The organism is Streptomyces sp. NPDC006711 (genome assembly GCF_042869775.1).
GTDB lineage: Bacteria > Actinomycetota > Actinomycetes > Streptomycetales > Streptomycetaceae > Streptomyces.
Genome location: NZ_JBIAGO010000034.1, coordinates 12,436 through 30,032, shown reverse-complemented (window position 1 = coordinate 30,032; position 17,597 = coordinate 12,436). Strand labels below are relative to the sequence as shown.

The 17,597-nt window shown below is 69.5% G+C and carries 14 protein-coding genes; 4 read left to right on the top strand and 10 right to left on the bottom strand.

The window, feature by feature from the left end:
- Nucleotides 1–23: 23 nt before the first annotated feature.
- Nucleotides 24–2,399 (bottom strand): Helicase associated domain protein, encoded by a 2,376-nt coding sequence (locus ACFYM2_RS34255; RefSeq protein ID WP_388841727.1) that lies wholly within the window; start codon nt 2,397–2,399, stop codon nt 24–26.
- A gap of 176 nt (nt 2,400–2,575) precedes the next feature.
- On the opposite strand from ACFYM2_RS34255, the gene ACFYM2_RS34250 reads away from it, so the two are divergent.
- Nucleotides 2,576–3,613: a TniQ family protein gene (locus ACFYM2_RS34250; protein WP_388841724.1), complete on the top strand. Its 1,038-nt coding sequence runs from the start codon at nt 2,576–2,578 to the stop codon at nt 3,611–3,613.
- Nucleotides 3,614–3,654: 41 nt separating this feature from the next.
- Here ACFYM2_RS34250 and ACFYM2_RS34245 read toward each other — a convergent pair whose 3' ends face one another.
- From ACFYM2_RS34245 to ACFYM2_RS34225, 5 genes are all read right to left on the bottom strand, one after another.
- A complete protein-coding gene (locus ACFYM2_RS34245; RefSeq protein WP_388841721.1) occupies nt 3,655–4,485 on the bottom strand; it encodes a hypothetical protein in 831 nt (276 codons plus the stop codon).
- A gap of 298 nt (nt 4,486–4,783) precedes the next feature.
- Entirely contained in the window at nt 4,784–5,359 is a 576-nt protein-coding gene (locus ACFYM2_RS34240) for a transcriptional regulator (protein ID WP_388841718.1), read from the bottom strand.
- On the bottom strand, nt 5,360–6,916 hold the full coding sequence (locus ACFYM2_RS34235; protein ID WP_388841715.1) for a helix-turn-helix domain-containing protein: 1,557 nt from the start codon (nt 6,914–6,916) through the stop codon (nt 5,360–5,362).
- A complete protein-coding gene (locus ACFYM2_RS34230; protein ID WP_356865570.1) occupies nt 6,913–7,200 on the bottom strand; it encodes a helix-turn-helix domain-containing protein in 288 nt (95 codons plus the stop codon). Before ACFYM2_RS34230 ends, ACFYM2_RS34235 begins: the two co-directional genes overlap by 4 nt.
- A gap of 128 nt (nt 7,201–7,328) precedes the next feature.
- A complete protein-coding gene (locus ACFYM2_RS34225) occupies nt 7,329–7,730 on the bottom strand; it encodes a hypothetical protein (protein ID WP_388841712.1) in 402 nt (133 codons plus the stop codon).
- A 234-nt stretch (nt 7,731–7,964) separates the two neighbouring features.
- Here ACFYM2_RS34225 and ACFYM2_RS34220 point away from each other — a divergent pair, with 234 nt between their 5' ends.
- Entirely contained in the window at nt 7,965–11,867 is a 3,903-nt protein-coding gene (locus tag ACFYM2_RS34220; RefSeq protein WP_388841709.1) for a hypothetical protein, read from the top strand.
- Between the two features lie 110 nt (nt 11,868–11,977).
- Here the strand turns inward: ACFYM2_RS34220 and ACFYM2_RS34215 are convergent, their stop codons facing one another.
- The 4 genes from ACFYM2_RS34215 to ACFYM2_RS34200 form a co-directional block, all read right to left on the bottom strand.
- A complete protein-coding gene (locus tag ACFYM2_RS34215; RefSeq protein WP_388841706.1) occupies nt 11,978–13,468 on the bottom strand; it encodes a UvrD-helicase domain-containing protein in 1,491 nt (496 codons plus the stop codon).
- Complete coding sequence (locus ACFYM2_RS34210; protein ID WP_388841703.1) at nt 13,465–13,920, bottom strand: hypothetical protein; 456 nt, start codon at nt 13,918–13,920, stop codon at nt 13,465–13,467. Before ACFYM2_RS34210 ends, ACFYM2_RS34215 begins: the two co-directional genes overlap by 4 nt.
- Nucleotides 13,917–14,717: a DUF6083 domain-containing protein gene (locus ACFYM2_RS34205; protein WP_388841700.1), complete on the bottom strand. Its 801-nt coding sequence runs from the start codon at nt 14,715–14,717 to the stop codon at nt 13,917–13,919. The genes ACFYM2_RS34210 and ACFYM2_RS34205 overlap by 4 nt, the downstream gene beginning before the upstream one ends.
- Before the next feature lie 229 nt (nt 14,718–14,946).
- On the bottom strand, nt 14,947–15,210 hold the full coding sequence (locus ACFYM2_RS34200; RefSeq protein WP_014043978.1) for a helix-turn-helix transcriptional regulator: 264 nt from the start codon (nt 15,208–15,210) through the stop codon (nt 14,947–14,949).
- Between the two features lie 192 nt (nt 15,211–15,402).
- On the opposite strand from ACFYM2_RS34200, the gene ACFYM2_RS34195 reads away from it, so the two are divergent.
- Both ACFYM2_RS34195 and ACFYM2_RS34190 read left to right on the top strand, forming a co-directional pair.
- A complete protein-coding gene (locus ACFYM2_RS34195; RefSeq protein ID WP_388841696.1) occupies nt 15,403–16,413 on the top strand; it encodes a hypothetical protein in 1,011 nt (336 codons plus the stop codon).
- A 408-nt stretch (nt 16,414–16,821) separates the two neighbouring features.
- Nucleotides 16,822–17,580, top strand: a complete 759-nt coding sequence (locus ACFYM2_RS34190; protein ID WP_388841693.1) for a TnsA-like heteromeric transposase endonuclease subunit — start codon at nt 16,822–16,824, stop codon at nt 17,578–17,580.
- The last annotated feature ends 17 nt before the right edge of the window (nt 17,581–17,597 follow it).

Genomic DNA, 17,597 nt, shown 5'->3' with positions numbered 1-17,597 from the left:
TGGTCTGCCGGTTGGTCGGCGGTTCAGGGTGTGCGGTGCCGGTGGCGTGAGATCCAGCGCATGTCGAGGGCTTCCAGGGCGTCCAGTTGTTCTCGCGAGAGGGCCTGCGGAAATCGCCGTTTCTCCGCGAGCCACCTTCCCAAGGCGAAGCCGTCTTCGCAGGTGTAGTTGTAGGGAACGTCCAGGTGATGGTGGCGGCAGCGGTAGGCGTAGGCGGCCTTCAATCCTCGGGCGAAGGCCCGTTGGGAAGCGCCGCGCGGGCGGCGCAGCAGGAGGGCCAGGGGGTGCTCGATGGGGAGGTCGCCCATGAGGTGGCGCTGGTAGTCCTCGAGCTTGTCGAGGTTGTCGATCTGCTCGGCCAGCCATTGGGTCAGCACAGGGGCGGCGCCGGTGAGTTGGTGCGGTCCGGGGAAGACCAGGGTGTTGTCGCGTGCGGCCGCGTGGGCGCGGGCGTAGGTGCGTTTCCATTCGGGTCTGCCTTTGGCGTTCCACCAGGGGTAGATCTCGTTCAGGGCCCGCTGGTAGCAGTGGGGCAGGCGGCGGCTGTTGGCTTCCTTTCGGCTGTCGGCGAGCCAGCGGCCCAGGTGCATGCCTTGGTGGTGTTCGGCCCACCGGGGTGCGAGGTGTCCGTGGCGGGCGACGTAGTCGCGGGCGATGAGGAGTTTGCGCTCGATGCTGTGCGGGGGGTGCTCCCAGATCATGCCGAGGGTGTCCAGTGCTGCGATGCGTTCGGGCAGGAGCAGGCCGTTCTTGCACATGGAGCGCTGTGCGCCGATCCACCAGCCGAGGTAGAAGCGGCCGTCGTGGAGGCAGCGGCTGGGGACGTCGAGGTGGCCGTTTTGGAGGTAGAAGTCTGTGGCGACCTCGAAGGCGGCCTCCCATACGCGGTTGGGGGCCATGACATCGTTCAGGTCGAGGATCGGGATGATCTCGTCGGCACGTTCCGGGCGCGGGGCGATCTGGGGGATGGCGGTGGGGTCGCCCGGGTACCGGAAGTGGTCGACGAGGTGGAAGGTGTGCTCGTCGTAGACGTCGAGGTCGATGAGGACCCGGTAGATCAGGTGGAAGGCGGTTTTCTTGACGGCTTCCTCGAGGGTTTCGCCAGGTGCCATGTAGATGGGGATGACGATGGTGGAGATCTTGTTGTCGCCTGGGGTCTGGCGCAGTGCGCGTCCGATGGACTGGATGATGTCGATGCTGCTGGTCTTGGGGTGGGCGAAGAGCAGGGAGTCGATGGCGGGGATGTCGACGCCTTCGGCGCAGCAGCGGCAGTTGGTGAGGACGGCCCGGCGGGGCGGCTGCTGTGAGGCGGGGGTGTTGAGGGGCGCGGAGGCGAAGTCGGTGTAGTTCTTGTGGCGTTCGAAGGGGGTCTGCCTGGAGCTGACGGTGCCGACCTGCATGGGCGTGTGGTAGGCCGGGGGCATGAGGGCCGCGGTCTCGTGGAGTGTTTCGGCGAAGACGTCCGCGGCGGCGATGCAGGGGTGGAAGGTCAGCGTGCGGCGCAGGTCGTAGCGGTGCTGGGCGACCAGCAGGGCGACTTGGGCGGCTGCGGCGCGCAAGGCTTCGCCGGTCCAGGTGTGTGCGGGGAGCCGGTTGAGGAGGCCCCGCAGGTCTTCGTCTCTGATCACGACGCCGGCGATGCGGTAGTCGGCGAGGAGCCCCTCGTCGATCGCCTCTCTCAGGGAGATGCGGTAGACGACGGGCCCGTAGATGCTCACGTCGTCCATGGAGGCGATGACGGTGTCCGCGTTGATGCCCTTTTCGCGGGCTTTCTTCTCGTCGAAGACACGGGGCGTCGCGGTCATGTAGAGACGGTGGCGGGCGGGCAGCTTGTCGTCGTGGTGGATGCGGGCCCAGGGCTTGTCGTAGTCACCGGCGGTGCGGTGGGCTTCGTCGGCGACCACGACGTCCCAGCGGGGCAGGTGGAAGTCGCGGTGGGCTTCGACGACCTTGTCCAGGGAGTCGTAGGTGCAGAACACGTTGAGCGGTCCTGGGGTGTCGGCTGCCTGCCAGGCCAGGTCGTCGGCGGTGTTGACCATGGTGAGGACGCCAGCCAGGTACGGGTCTGCCGGGTGGCTTGAGGAACAGACACCGAGGTAGCGGCCGGGACGTCCTTCGCTGTGCCATTTCGCGGCGGTCTGCTCAAGGAGTCGCAGGGAGGGGACTGCCACCAGGGAGGCGCCTTCGGGTGCGGTTTCCTGGACGACGTGCAGGGCCACCAGGGTCTTTCCGGTGCCGGTGGCCATGTAGACGCTGACACGGCGGTAGCCCTCGATGAAGCTGCTCGCGGAGGTGTCGACGGCGATTTGCTGGCCTCCGCGCAGGCGGGTCTTCAGGCGCGAGGCGGTCGCGGGGGCGGGGGCGGTCGTGTCCGGGCGGATGCGTGTCGTCGTGGCCATGGTCCTCCCCCGGGTGACGGTGTGCACAGGCGCCTGGTTCACAGGGTGGAAGGAGTGTGCGAGGCCGTGGCTGGGCGTTCGCCGTGGTTCACCTGAACGAGTGTCGGTGTTCTTGACCGCCTGCTGGCGGGCCGGTCACGGTGATTCTTGGTGACGGCTTCGGCGGAAGGGCAGCGGTGCTGGACGTTCCCGGTCTGTACGGGCCTCGCTGGCCGCTGCCGCTGCGTGTGGGGCCGGTGGCGGGTGAGTCGACGGGGTCGTTCGTGAACCGGCTCGCGCACGCCAACGGCCTGAGCCTGGCTGCTTTCCTCGACCGCGTCGGGCAGGGCGAGGCATCCGCGTATCCCGAGCGGGTGGAGAAGTACCCGCAGTCCACCGAAATGTATGTGAACGAGGCGGGGCTGCGCTATCTGGCTGTCCTTGCTGACCGTGCGGCTGGTCTTCTGCAGCAGGATCTGCCCAGCCTGGGCGCGGAGCACCTGCTGCCAGGCGAAGAGGCGGCGCAGTGGAGGTGGCGCTGGGAGCCTGTGGCGGGGCACCTCGTGCGGTACTGCCCGCTGTGCGCTGATGCCCTGGGTGTCGGTGAGACGGTGTGGCTGGTGTCGCCGGACAGCTGGCAGGTCTGCGTGCGACACGGTTACTGGTCGGACGACTCCCGCGGCCGCGGTCCGGACTTCGTGCAGCTGGCCGAGCTGCCCGAGACGGTGACGGCGCACCAGGTGCGGCAGCAGCTGGCCGAACGGTGGGGGCCGGCCGGCGAGGAGTTGTTCGCCGATGCCTTCCAGGTGGCGGTGTACTGGTGGACGCGAATGCCGGACACCGTGTGCTGGGTGCGGCGGGCCTGGACGACTGGGCTGGACGCGCGGGAGATGCGGGCGGCCCCGCTGGTGATCTACCCGGAGGCCGCGGAACTTGCGCACGCCATGGTGGACTTCGAACGGGCGGGGCGGCGGGACGCGGCGGACCGGTCCCGATGGCTTGCGGGCGTGGAGCAGTTGATGGCCGGGTGGGGAGTGGACGTGACTGAAGGGCGTCAGGCGCTGCTGATGTGGCTGGGGCGCCACCATAGGGGGCTGCCCGCGCCGTCCGGTCCGGCGGGCGGAAGCGGGCTGGTGCTTGGGGTGGGGCACGGCCGAATCGCGTCCCAGACCGGTCCGGTGAGCCAACGCTCGTGCCTGACCTGGCAGTTGGGCATGGCAGCCGCCGACATGTAGGCCACATCCGAGCGGGGGCTCAGAACCGTATGGTTCTGAGATTATCCGGGCAGGTTGATGTCCATGCGCACCGCCGCAGCAATGGGGGCACCTCGCTGACTGAAGACGCGTCGCAGTCCCTCATTTTCCGTTGCGTCGTCGACTACGTAGCCATCGAGACAAGATAGCACTCTGTCAACCACGAATTCGGGAAGACGATAGCCCACTTGTCCGTGCCCATCTCGCAGCTCCCCATAAGAAGGGGCATAATTCCGTGAAAATTCACGAGTAAGTAGCCGAAGGGCCTCTCCTGAGAGTACGCGCGCCCCCACATCTGGTGGAGCAATCGGACGCTCCAGCGGGATAGCTACCGGGATGGATGCTTGCGTCGGTATCGAGTGAGGGTGATACAGCAGATAACGAACGGGGAGATTGTACTCTTTTTCATAGTGCGAAATCGCTTGCCACTGGGTGTCGCCCACCCGAAGGGCTTTGTATCGGCAAGCCTCGTCAAACCGAAACGTACGTGACCCCAGAGAGGCGGGGAGCGAAGGGCGCATCAGCGATCCGAAACCGCCAGGGCGAGTGATCCCTTCATCCTCGATAAATTCAGATTCCCTGGGATAGAGGCGCTTGCTCTGCAGTAGCACCACCTTGGTACGTAGGAGAGTGTTATCGAGTCGGAAAGTGACGATGAAGCCGATATCGGCAACTTCCCACCGATCCCAATGTCGGCCACCGCCAACAAAGTGAACATCAATATCGACGAGGGTACCGGATGGCAACAGATGAGGGCCCTGCGCTTCGGCGACTGCGTCTACGAATGCGAAGTCGAGGGTCTCCTCATGCACGGTCGGCATGCGGTCGAGCCTCGCCGTTACGCGTTCGTTCACGTCGAAAAAGACACCCCGTACGTATTCGATGACGTCGGGCGATAGCGGAATGGGTGTTGCCGTTGGCATAGCCCTCCAGAAGCGGCGAGCGCCGAGGTTGCCTCGGCCGGTCCTGGAACCAAGGGTAGATCCAGAGGCGGCCGCAAGCAGCGCTTCTCGCTGCTTCGAGCGGTAGTTCGGAGAAGACCTCTGGGCTATGAGCCCGGCGAGCTACCGAGTTGCTCCACCCCGCGCCGGTGAGCACCGCCGGACGTCAGGGCGGCGGGTGCTGGAGACCCCTTTTGCCGGGCGCAGGCTGCTACGCGGCGAAGCCGATGTTTTTGACGTACTCGTACTGGCCCCACTGGGAGCCCAGGTCGGGCAGGACATCGGCGGTCCAGGCGTCGTCCAGGCCCTGGTGGTCGCTGGCCGCCCAGGACGCGACGATCTTGTCCCAGCGGCGCACGTTCATCGTCCGGTGTGCCACGACCCGCTGGAGCGGGCGCGGCACGCCGGACTGGTCGAGGGGGTGGATCTCCACGCGAGTGCCGCGGCCCTTGCGGTTGAGGCGGGCGGTGAGGTGGCGGGCGACGTTGCGGCGCCGCACCGCCCGGTAGGCGGTGTCGATGCGTTCCAGGTTGGCCTTCGAGGGACGGCGGGTGCCCTGCATCCATGCCTTCAGCGTCCGGTCGCTCACGGTCAGTCCGGCGTCCTTGGCCGCCTGCCAGGCCCTGTCCGACGTCGTCAGGTAGTACAGGCGTGCCATCAGGCCACGCCTGGCGGTCACCGGGGTGGCGATGTGAGCGGCGAGCCAGTCGAGCTGGCGAGCGACGGCTTCGCTGCCCTTGATCCCGCTCGCGCCGAACTTCCCGAAGTCGATGTTCTTCTCCGGCATCTACTGCATCTCCCCCGTGCTGGCTTCGGCATCGGTTCCGGCGGTGTACGTGTCTTTGACCTTGACCTCGGTAACACCGCGGCCTTCAGGGAAGACACGGCGCCAGTCTCCGATGACGTGGAGCTCGTCGGTGCCCATCGCCCGCACGACGGGCAGTCCCGCGTCGTAGGCCTTGAGTGCCTTCATCCAGAGGTTGGCGAAGGCCTGGGAGCGGATGATGTGCATCCAGTCCGGGCGGTAGAGCTCCCGGTTGTAGTTCGACTCCCCCATCGTGGAGACGAACTTGGAGTACATCGCCTTCACGTACTCCAGCGTCAGCCCGTCGCCGTCAGCGATCGCGGTGTCGCGGGCGTCCTTGAGGGCGATCCGGAACTTCTCCAGGAGGTTCTCGGTGGCGCCCGAGGTGTAGGACTCGTGGATCTCGGGCGGCTCGCACAGGCGGTGCTTCGGGCCGGACAGGCGCAGCAGCAGGCGCAGGGTCGGTTCGGTGACCCACAGGGGTCCTGGTTCGTCGCGCTGGCCGATCGGGTTGGGCAGCACCGCGTCGTGCTCCCAGGCGGGCGGGGTGATCAGGTGGACTCCGGCGCGGCGCCGGTCGTGTGCGAAGCCCGTGGAGTGTTCCAGCTGGCCGAGCGGGAGGTGGGTCTTGAGGGCCGAGAGGTAGGCACCGTTGATGTCGAGCGCGGTGACCTCGTGCTTCCCGGGCGGCAGTTCGGTCCGCGTCCACTTGGGGCGGGCCTCCCAGATCTGGTCGGCGCCCCTGGAGGACTGCTTCTTGAGGATGTCGGGGATCCAGGGGTGGGCGATCACGTCGTAGCGGGCGCCCTTACGGGTCTCGTCCAGCAGGCGCATCGCGTCCGGGATCGCCCGCTTCAGCAGTACGGCGCTCGCGGCCTCAACATCGCCCTGGTGCTCGGCGAGCACGGCGTGCACCGCTTCGTGGATCAAGCCGGCCGGCCCGGATGGCTCCTGGAACTCCCACCCGCGCGGGACCGTGTCTTTACCGCCGGCCGGACGGGGCGGGCGGGCCGTACGCGGCACTTGGGCCCGGGCAGATGGCGCGGTGGGCGAGGGCTTCGGGGTTTGTGCAGGGGCTGCCTGGCAGCCGGAGGGGTCCAGATGCTGAGCGAACCCCGCCACACGCTGCTGGGCCGGACGCCCGCACAGCACACACGGCTCGGGCACGGCGAGCGACTCCACCTCGTCCTCGTCCTGGCCGGGTTCCGTCGACGGCGTAGAGGCGACGGCCGCCGCAGCAGTGCCTGATGCCGCGGACGGCTCCTCAACCGGCTCCGCCGTGGTGGTTTCGGTCTCGGTGGTGAGCTTGGCGTTCAGCCCGTCCAGCAGATACGCGTACTTGGTGCGGACCTCACCGGCCGGGTCCCGGCCGTTCTCCCATCCACTGAGGGTGGACGGGCTCACCCCGAGCGCACGGGCTACCTGCGCCTTGGACAGCCGGGCTCGCTCCCGCAGCTCGCGGCGTACCTGGCAGGGCGGGAGTTCGGCCTGCGGGCCGACGGCGTCGAGGAGCGAGTCGATCGCGTCGAAGTCACTCACCGGCTCGCCCCCTTCGTCTCGGCCCGGACGGAACGGTGCCGGTCGGCGGGCAGCGCCTCGCATGCTCTGGTCGGACCCGCAAGCAGGTCCAGGGCGCCGATGCCGTAGTGCTCGGCCAGGACATCCACGTCGCGCAGGCTCCACGAAACGGCACCCGACTGCCGGCGCGACACCTGCGTCTGCGTCAGCCCCAGCACTGCCGCGACCGACCGCTGCGAGTCACCCGTCACCTGCATCAACGCGGCCACCGTCAGCCGCAACGACTCTTCCAAGGTCAATCCCACGCCCTCATTGTATCCGAGTCGATGCAAATTACGCATGAATATCAGCGAATTGCTTTCAATGATGCACAGAAGCTTCATCACCCTGCTCGCGCGGGCCCTTGCTACGGGTCTCTCCTCAGGCCTGCAGGTCAGCGATACGGACCGTCTTGTTCACGCGGAATCCGGCGGGCCGCGCGCCGGGCGTCCCGCCTCGCCTGACGTGCCTCTTCGACCGCGCGGTCGGACAGACACCGCGGGCACACGAGGTCCAGGACACGGCGGCGCAGGGCCCGGCGCAGCCGGGGCCCGGGAGGCAGCGACCACCCGCGGCAGTGACGGTGCACCGTACGTGCGCGGGTGCCCAAGAGCGCGGCGACCACGGACGCGTTGCGGGTGTAGGCGGCCAGGAGGAATGCCATCTGCGCCTGGTAGCCGGCCGGGAACCGCGCGGCCAACTCGGCCTGCTCCTCCGGATGGAGGAAGGCATCATGGCGCTCGCAGCGCGGCGCCTTCCTGTTGGTGCGGGCGATGCCCGGCGAACTGGTGTTCATGGCCTCAGAGCCTGCCCGGGGCCGTCTGTGGACAGCGGGCGGCCGGTGCGGCCGTTCTGCATGCGGTGGGTGACAGGGATTCCGGTGCGTCACCCGGGCTGATGCTGGGTGGCTGTCCGCATGGTGCCCAGGTTGGCGTCCGGGTTACGCCTGTGCCGTTGTGGCGCGATGATGGCGTTGCGGTGCGGCAGAGGTGGCCGTGCGTACAGCCCTCTTACGTTTGCGGAGTCACCCGTGTACGAGACTGCGAGAGCCGCCCTGCAGGAGCTCGAGAACGATCAGGTCTTCGAGCGGGTGGCGTTGCATGTGCTGCGGGTTCGTTTTCCGCAACTGCGAATCACCAGTTCCACGGGGGATGTGGGTCGGGATGCGTTCGGCCGTCCCTTGTTCGGCGAGAACGACCAAGTCGTGCTGTGGGCGAGTCTGCAGCAACGGTGGACGGACAAGCTGAAGTCCGAGCTGGTGAAGAACGCCAAGCACAGCAGGCGGGCCAAAGCGATCTACGTGATGAACCGCTCGACCAACGAGATCACCAAGGAGAGGTGGAGACAGAAAGCACGCACAGAGTACGGCGTTGATGTGGAAATCGTCACTCTGGCCGAACTGGTCACCGAACTGGAAACAGACGGCTTGCGGTGGGTGGCCGAGCTCGAGCTCGGTGTGCTTCCGCGGGCTCCGCGCAGGCTGTCGACGTGGGCGCAGTACATCGACGCCCTGTCCGTGTCGGTGCCCGGGATGACCGCGCCCTTGGTGGGACGCGAGGCGGAGATGCAGGCGCTCAGAGCGGCATTGGCTGACACGAATCCGGCAGCGCGGGTCGTGGTGGTGGAGGGTGCGGGTGGGGTCGGAAAAACCCGTCTGGCGATCGAGGCGTCGAAGTCGGTGTCTGCGGTTCTCGTCGCGCCCACCGGTGTGTCGTTGGAGGCCGGCGCGTTCACGGAAGCACCGGTCGATGCTCCCCTGGTTGTTCTCATTGACGATGCCGACCGCGCCCCGGATCTGAGCGGACTTCCCGCGCTCCTGCACGACGGCCGTTTCGACCGCGTGCGTCTTGTCCTGACGGTGCGGCCCGGCCGTCACCTGGGGGTGCTGCAGCGCTGGAACATCGAACGCTGGGGCGGTGCTGTCGTCCCGCTTCGTTCCCTGGACAGAGGAGGCATCGACGCGCTTGTCACCGGGCGGGGGATCACGAATCCGGCCTTCCGTGAAACCGTCATCAATATGGCTCAGGGCAACCCGCTCATCGCTCATGCAGCCTGTGAAGCGGGGCTTGCCGCAAACCGGTTCGACTGGCCGAGCGCGGCCGATCTGCTGCGGGTCACCGTCGGGAGGCGTCTACCGGCCGACGACCCCGCACAGGAGCACCGGGCCGCGGCGGTGGCGCTGGCGGTGCTGGGCACGGTCACCAGTGGGGAGGATCTCGCCGTGCTGGCTGGTGCGGTGTCGACGCTTCCGCCGGAGCCGCACCGGTTGTCCGTCCTGCTGGATGAGCTGGCCGATGCCGGGCTGGCCGATTCTTCGCCGTACTCGGTGCGCCCTGCCCTGCTTGCCCCGGTTCTCCTCGCCGACGCGCTCGATCCTCACGCCCGGGTCCGGCTGGACGTGGACCGGGTGCTGCAAGCAGTGGCGGGAATGGCCGGGCTCGAGCTGGACGGGCAGTCCGTCACGTCCGCTGGCCGACACCTGGAATTCGGTGCGTCCCGGCTCGGTCCTCAGCTGAACGTCCTGGCCCAGGCAGCACACGACCGGGCAGACCATGTGGTGGGTGCTCGGCTGGCTGCGGCTGTCCGCGCGCTGCTGCCGTCCGAGGCGCATCTGGGCGAGTGGGCGACTGTGGTCGGACTGGCCGGTGAAGTGGCCGTGGCCGCCCCCACTATCTTCGCGGACCTGCACGAGATGTTGGTGAAGCGGTGGCCGCCGGATCCTGCACCCCGCTTGCTGGACGGCGGAGACCCGGTTGCCCACTACCGGTACGGTCTGCAGCACTTGGGCGAGCGGTTCGCTCAGCTCGCCCACCGCATCGGGCTCGATGCGGTACCCAGTCCGGTCAGCCTGCTGCTCGATGTGGCCTGGTTGATGGAACCGGCCCTCCACGTGGAAAACTCTGACCGGCGCGAGGGGGTTCTGCGTGCCATCGGGCAGTGGTGCTCCGCGCCGACCCACGCCCTGCCGCAGCAGTTTGACGCACTGTTTGAGCGGCGTCGCGAGGTCCTGCGGGTCATCGCCCGGTGGCACCGGGACCGGGCTGCCTACCCTCCGCAGGAGCTGGACGCTGGGGAGAGCGCCATCCGTGGCCCCCTCAGCCTGGCGCGCGTGCTTCTGGGAGCCCTCCAGCCGCTGCTGCGCCTGACTGTGGAGAGCACTGGCGGCACACCCGAGTCAGCGAGCACCATCTCCCTGCACGCCACTGTGCTGCCTGACCGCCCCGAAACCCTCACCCTGTTGCGCGAGGCGCTCATGCTGCTCGCCCCGCTGCTGGACGAACCCACAATGCGCAGTGGTGAAGGCTTGCCCGTACTGCACACGCTCGTCTCCCTGCCCGGTCAGTTGCGGGGCGAAGGAGCGCGGCCGATGGCGTTCTCCGGCGTGCCCCTGGCCAGCCATGCGGTCGCCGTATTGGACATCGCGGCGGGAGAGTTCGGCGAACAGATCGCCGCGCGGTGGGACTCGCTTCCTGTGGCGGTGAGGCGCAGCGCAGCCCAGGCTGTGCTGGGACCTGACCCCCGGCCTTGTTCCCTTGCCGGAGCAGCGGAAGCCGGGGATGGGGTGGCAGCCGTGGCACTCGCGGACACCCGACTTGGCCGTCTCCTTGTGCTGCAGCCACTGCGCAGCCACGCTCCCTGGCGTGAGGCGCTTGAAGATCAGCAGCGCGCCGCACAGCAACTCGGCATCGAGATGGATCTGCCGGAGGCGCTCCGGCTGCTGGAGGAGACCGGCCCGAATGTCACGGGCGTAGCAGTCAGCGCGCTTCCTGCCTTCACTCGGGCGGTCGGAGCTGCGGCCCCGGATCCCCAGCCGGCGTTCGAGCGGATAGCCCAGGCGCCGATGGCCGGCGAAGATGCTCTGCTGGCGGGACTCGCACAGCGTCACCCCGATGCCGTGTGGTCCTGGATGGAGGAACGGGTGGGCGATCCGCGTCTGGCCGCTGCGGCGCTGTCTTTCGCCCACGAGCACCCAGCGCGCGAGCCCCGCCTGTTCGACTTGATCCTGCAGGCTGCCTCGGCGGCAGGGGGTGAGGGCGCGGCCCGCTTGGCGGGGAGCCTGACGTGGCATTTGGTCGCGTGCAATCAGCCGCTCGCCCAACGCATGGCCGTCCTTGCCTTGCTGGCGGAGCAGTGCCCTGCCCCGGCTCTTCCCACCACGCTCGAGGTGATCGGTTTCTTGCTCCAGGAGGCGCGCAAAAGCAGCCTTCGCATCGATACCGCCGTCGCCGCGAAGTACGCGGATGGGCTGCGCCGTCGGTTCAGCGAGTCCGATCAGATTGCCGCGACCGTCGACTTCGACGAGGACACGGCCTACGGTGCCGCCGAGATCGCCTCCTCCCTGCCGGAGGAGTTCGCCGCCGTCGCATCCGGGCAGCTGCTGGCCGTCGACGGCAGATCCGGCCTCCCGCTCGCTTGGAAGCGGTCACTCGAGAAGCTCCCTCCGTCGGCGCGCGAACGGCTCGTCATCGCCTTCCAACGGAGGATGGGGGAAGCCCGCGCTGCGGCGGGAGTCAGTGCCCGTGTCGATCTGACGGCCGCTGGGGTTCTGACGGTGCTCGGTAACGGAACTTCGGCCTGGGCCGACATCCTGCGGCAGTGGGCGTCCGGGGCACCAGCCCAGCGTCGGCAGGCCGCGGCCGCCGTCCAGCACTCATGGCAGGATCCGCTGTGGGCAGAGATCATCTCGGTGCTTCTGTCCGCAGGCGTCGACGCAGCCACTAAAGACGCCCTGCTGGCGGGTGTCGTCCTGCCCGGTATGACAACCGATCTTCCTGATGCACTTCAGCCCCGCCGGGAGGCATTGTCCCCGCTGCGCACAGACCCGACCGCCGCTGTCCGCGCTTTCGCCGCCGACGCCCTGCACAGCCTCGACGTCCTCGAAGAGGAAGAGCGTCGGCGGGAAGCCGACTTCGACCGCGGATACCGCACCTGAACCATCCTGGGTCGGTGCGGTCCTGCGTCCCGCCTGTAGTTGTCGCGCCCGCCGCTCCGCCCTGCACTCCTCCAGGCGAACCACCGACCGCCAGAGCCCGCAGGGCGTGATCACTGCAGCGACCGAGACCTGGCCAGGACTCCTTCCGGATGCTCGTCGATCCAGGACAGGCCTCCCAGGTCGAGACGTCGGCGGGTGCGGGTGACGGCGACGTAGGCGAGGCGGGCTTCGGCGTCGTCGACGGGGTCGGGGGCGGGCGCCGGTGTGCTTCCTGCCGGGTCGTCGGCGGTGTCGTTCGGGGATCGGGCGAAGTCCTCGGCGATGAGGACGCTGGGCCATTCGCGTCCCTTGGCCTTGTGGGCGGTGGAGACGGTGACGTGTGCGTGCGGTTCGGGGGCGAGTTGGGTGATGGCGGCGAGGATGGCGTCGGCGCCGTGGGTGTCGACGAGGTTGACCAGGGGCTGGAGGTCGCGGCCGGCGGGGTCGTGGGCGGCGTAGTCCCGCAGGTCGCCCCAGCAGGGGAAGAGGAGCAGTTCGGGATGGTGGGTGCGGCGGCCTTCCTTGAGGTGGCGGGCCGCGAGGGCCAGGGCGTGCAGGCTGTCTCCTCCCCCGGCCAGGGCGACCCGGTGTCCGGCTGCCATGTGGGTCATGACCTGGGCCATGGCGCCCACGTTGGTGCGGCACAGGACGGCGTCCGGCTGTGTGACGAGGCCGAGTTCGGTGGGCACGGCGGGGGTGCCGGTGAGGCGGATCGGCGCGTCGGCCAGGTGCAGCCAGCGGTTGGCTTCGGCGGCGAGGTCGGGGCCGAAGCGGAAGGACTGGGACAGGGCGAGCTGGGTGCCGTCGAAGCCGGTCATGATGTCCTTGGCGCCGCGCCAGTGGTAGATGGCCTGGGCGGAGTCGCCGACCATGACCAGCTGGGCGTGGTCGCGCTGGGCGAGGAAGATCTGTTCGACGACGGGGTTGGTGTCCTGGGCTTCATCCAGCAGCAGGAAGTCGGCGTAGATGCGCGGCCGGGTGAGGGCCCAGATCTTCAGGTAGTGGTCGTGGTCGAAGCGGACGGCGCCGTCGTCGGGGTGTTGCAGGTCGGCCCACGCCTTGTGGGCGAACGGCACGATGTGGGCGGCGAGTTGGGTGTGGAGGTCGGTGTCGTCCAGGCCGCGCAGCCGGGGCACGTGATGGGGGGTGATGGCTTCGTCGGCGGTGTGGCAGAAGCGGGCGACGGTGCGCAGGGTGGCGTTGGAGAGGGCTCGTTGCGTCACCTCGCGGTCGCCGATGCGGACGGCTTTGTTGATGCCGAGCGTCTGTCCGGTCTGCCAGGCGGGGCGGCGGGGTGCGTTCAGGCGGTGGGTGTAGCGGTGGCCGACGGCCGCGTAGGCCAGGGCGTGGGCGGTTTTGCACTGCACGGTGTTGGGGAAGCGGGTGCGGGCGTCCTGGGCGATGGCCCGGTTGTAGGCGAGGTAGCGGCCGCGGCGTGTAGTGGTGCGGGCGAGCAGGGCCAGGGTGGTGGTCTTGCCCGTGCCGGCGCCGGCCTGCAGGGCGAGGTGCTGGCCGGCATGGAAGGCGTCGGCCGCTGCCGTCTGTTCGTCGGTCGGGTTCATGCGGGGGCTGCTCCGGGGGTGCGGGTCAGGGCGTGGCCGACGGCTGCCAGGAGGTGTGCGGCCGTGGTGTGGGCGAGCAGTTGCTGCACGGCCCGGTCGAGCCGGTGGGCCTCGTCGCTGGCGTGCTGGGCCAGCGCGCGGTGCAGGGCCAGCTTCACGAAGATTTCCGGGCTCTGCCCCGCTTCATGGGCAGCCTGGCAGATCGCAGCATGGACGGCGGGTGGGAAGGCGAGGTTGAGCAGGACCTGTCCTGCGGCATCCGGGTAGTGGGTGATGATCACGTCCACGGGAAGCCGTGCGGCGAGGCGTTGGCGCAGCCGGTGCACGGCGCGGTGGGGGGTTTTGGCGCGTACGAGGGTCATGAGGCGGGTGGTGTCGTGGTTGGTGGCGAGCGGCAGCACGCGGACGGCTTCGCGGAGTTCGGCTTCCAGGGCGTGGTGCGGCATCATCACCGCTCTCTGCTGTCGTGTGCCGGTGGATAGGGCAGATCGGTACGCACGTGCTCGGCGTGCAGAAGGGGATCAAAGACCTGCCATCCAGCCAGTGCCAGATCGGCGGTGCCGTGGGGGACGGCGTGCGCGGAGCAGCGCTGGATGCGCCAGCGTCGTTGTTCGGCGTGAGGCAGCCGGCTGAGGTCGTAGACGGCCATCGTCTGTTCGGGCAGAGCAAGCTCGCCGCGCCGGGGGCCGACAGGCAGCAGGCTCCAGGATCCGGCCGGGCCGTCCGGGTCGAGGACGGGGCGGGGGCAGCGGCGGCGGTGGTTCGTCTGGGCTACGCAGCGGACGGCCTCCACGGGGCCGTCGGCGAGGTAGAGGCACAGCAGCATGCGTACGACCGGGTGGTCGGGGGAGCCGGTGCCGGTGGGCGCTGTTGTGGTGGGGGAAGCCGTGGGCGTGAAGGCGCCGGTGTCGATCAGGCGGCGGGTCCGTACGGCGAGTTGGCGGCGGGCCGACTCAAGAGGCCGGCTGAGCCGGCAGATGGGGGTGCGCTGCGGGCAGAGCACGGCGTGCGGAATGCGGCACCAGGTACGGCCGTCGTCGTGCGGGTGGGCGATGCCGGAACTCAGGTGCCAGCGGCAGGGGGCGGGGACCTGGGCAGTGGCGAGTTCGGCGGGATGCAGGGCGATGGGCCGACCGTCCGTACGTGGGTAAAGGTCGATGCGGTTGCCGCATTGGTGGCAGCGGCGGCTCTGGCCGGCGCGCAGCAGGCGGCTGGGGCTGGTGGTGGCCACCCGCAGCGGACGGCGCACCGGTGCGGTGCGGGGGCTACCGTCTCAGTGGCAGCCGGTGGGGGCGGTGTTGGGGCGCATGGCGAGGACCGTGCCAGGCGCCCCCTGCCGGAGGCGGGGCAGGCGGGCCGGCAGTCCCCCGGCCGGCCCAGCGGTATCGAACGGTGACGCGGTTCTGCGAGTGTGCGTTCTATGCGTGCTCGCCGGTTCGGGTGATTTATGCCGCGCTTCAGGCCTGGCGCGACCGGAGTCAGGCGCCTTTGGATCCGGGCGGGGTGTGGCCTTCACAGAGTGAGCCGAGCAGCTGCTCGATGGGGACGTCGAAGGCGTGCGCGAGGGCATGCCAGGTGGTGACGGTGCCGGCGGCTCGGCCGTGTTCGAGGTCGATCAGCGTGCGCCGGGCCAGGCCGCTGCGGCCGGCGAGTTCGTCGAAGGTCCACCCGCGCTCATTCCTCAACCGTGCCAGCGTCACACGCAGGGCGTCGCGGTCCGGGTCGGGGGGCAAGATCGTCACTCCACCATCCGACGGTGCAGACACCTGCCCTGTCAGTGCGGATTTCTGCACTATCAGTGCAGGTGAGCGCACCGGGCCCCCACTTCTGCGCGAGTGCAGGAATCTGCACTACGGTGCGGGCGGCTCCCGCGTGCGCACCGGGAGACCACCGCGCGACGCCGGCGCAGACCAGAGCGGAGGGACAACGAGCCGATGCGGCTTGCCAGCACACACGCCACGGTGCAGCGCATCTGGACCGTGCGCCTGCGCCCGCAGACGGGCGGACCGGCACTGGCCTGCCCCCGCTGCACGCACAGCCCCGTCCTGCAGGCCGTCTCCGCCCGCTCGGCCGCCCTCACTCATCTGGCCCGCCATGCTCGCGCCGACGCGTTGCCCGGGCATCTGCGCACCTGCCAGTGCCGGGCGCTGGGCTGCCGCTGGCACCCCCGCCACCGCGGCTGTGCGGGGCCCGTTCTGCTCGCCCTGACCTGCGACCGCGGCGGCCGTACCTGGCGACTGGCCGATGCCTGCGCCGCCTGCGCGGCGGCGATGAGCCGCACCGCCGTCGTACCGCCCACCCTGCTCCGCGCCGACCGCACCCCGACGCACTCCAGTACGTCGCGCTCTGCGCGCATCGCACCGCCATTCGGCCCGGCAGAGCAGCAACGCGTACGCGAAATGCTCACCTACCTCGCCACAGCACTGCCGCGTTTCTCCTCCCCCGCGGCCCGGCTGCTCGCCCTGCAGTGCGCACTGCGTGCTGACCGCCAGGGGCAGATCCGCCTGCCCCACGGCTTCCTGCGCGGCATGCGGCTGCACGGCCGCGCAGAGCTGTGGCTGGAGCTGGAACACGCCGGCTGGCTGCACCGCTTCAGACGCAGATGCTCTCCCATCCAGGCGCAGTTGCTCGATGCCCCCGTCCTCCACCAGGATCCCGGACGCACCGCGCGCGTCCGCGCCGCCCAATGGGCGCTGCGCCCCGCCCCGCTGATCCTCTCGCCCGCCCTGCCCTCCGCTCTACGGCTGGCCGCACTGGCACTGGCCGCCCACAGCACCGCTGGGGCGGGCGGGGGTGAGCTCGATGCTCTCGCCCGCCAGTGCGGGCAGCCGCCTCAGCAGTTGGAGGACCTCCTCGACCAGTTGGTCCGCGCCCGTCTCGTGACCACCTGGCGCCTCCATCACGACGGTGACGAGGTGCGGTGGGAGCTGCCCGGGCACTCCTGATCGGGCAGAAGTCGTCCAGCGGGCCGAAGTCGGCTTCTTGGCAGGCGAGTTAAGCAGCCGAGCCGCCGCGCGGGATGGCGACCGGGCAGCGCCCGGCGTCCTTCGTTGCCGCCGACTTGTTCACCCTTTCAGGTGTATCCGGCAGGCGGGAAAGTCCTCGCAGCGCGGAGCGGAGCAGCATGGGCATGCCGGGCTACGGCAGCAGTCATCACCGAAAGAGGCAGGGGCGGGTGAACAGGTGACGGGAGCTTGGCTGTCCGGCTCCTGCCAACCCGTGCCGGTGCGGGGGCAGTCGACGGCGGGCGGGTTTCGTGGGGCGGCCGGTGTAGGTCAGGGACTGGGCCCAAAGGGGCTGCCGACCGGACAGGTATGCGGGACCCTGCGGCGGCACGGCAAGGGGTGGGCAGCGTGAACGCGGCGGAGGGTCCCGGCGGCCTGATGGAAGGCGAGGCCGTGCCGAAGGCGGGGCAGGGTGTCGTGGTTTTGTACCGCGAGCCCTACGGGCCGGTGCGCCTGCGCAGCGCGGCCGGGCTTCGGGGCGTGGCACTGGAGGAGTTCGGGCCGGTGAGCGAACCGGTGCCCTACCGGGGCCGCAAGGGCATCATCACCTACTGGCCGGTGGCGACCCGGGAGCAGACCGTGGTGTGCGGCAGCCTGCGGCAGTGGCGGCTGGCGATAGAGCTGGACTTCGAGCCGGCCTGGGCGGCGTTCAGCGCCGGCCCGGTGGAACTGCGGTGGCGGGCCGGAGGACGCCTTCGCCGCTGGCGCCCCGACTTCGTGGCGCGCACGGCCGAGGGCGAGCGTGAGGTGCTGGTGCTGAAGCCGCCCCGACAGGAGAGCCTGCCCGCGGTGAGACTCGAGGTGCTTCAGGAGGTGGCGCAGGCGGCCGGGTGGCGGGTGCGGCAGGTGCGTGAACCGTCGGGGCTGCGCGCGCGGAACCTGGGCTGGCTGGCCGGTTACCGGTTTGCCGTGGGCGACGAGGAGGGCCTGGGGCGGGCGCTGCTGGAGGCGTTCAGGGCGCCGTCCGGTCTGCGGGCGGGGGTGGCGGCCAGCGGGCTGGACGAGATGACCGGGCTGGACCTCGCCTACCGGATGCTTTGGCAGCGGCGGCTGCTGTTCGATGCCGCGTATCCGCTGCTGCCCGACGCCGTGGCCTGGACGGCCTGAACGACCAGGAGGGGGCA

Excerpts from the sequence above, each read along its gene's own strand:
- ACFYM2_RS34255 (WP_388841727.1), bottom strand. The coding sequence starts at position 2,399 with ATGGCCACGACGACACGCATCCGCCCGGACACGACCGCCCCCGCCCCC.
- ACFYM2_RS34240 (WP_388841718.1), bottom strand. The coding sequence starts at position 5,359 with ATGCCGGAGAAGAACATCGACTTCGGGAAGTTCGGCGCGAGCGGGATC.
- ACFYM2_RS34225 (WP_388841712.1), bottom strand. The coding sequence starts at position 7,730 with ATGAACACCAGTTCGCCGGGCATCGCCCGCACCAACAGGAAGGCGCCG.
- ACFYM2_RS34215 (WP_388841706.1), bottom strand. The coding sequence starts at position 13,468 with ATGAACCCGACCGACGAACAGACGGCAGCGGCCGACGCCTTCCATGCC.
- ACFYM2_RS34195 (WP_388841696.1), top strand. The coding sequence starts at position 15,403 with ATGCGGCTTGCCAGCACACACGCCACGGTGCAGCGCATCTGGACCGTG.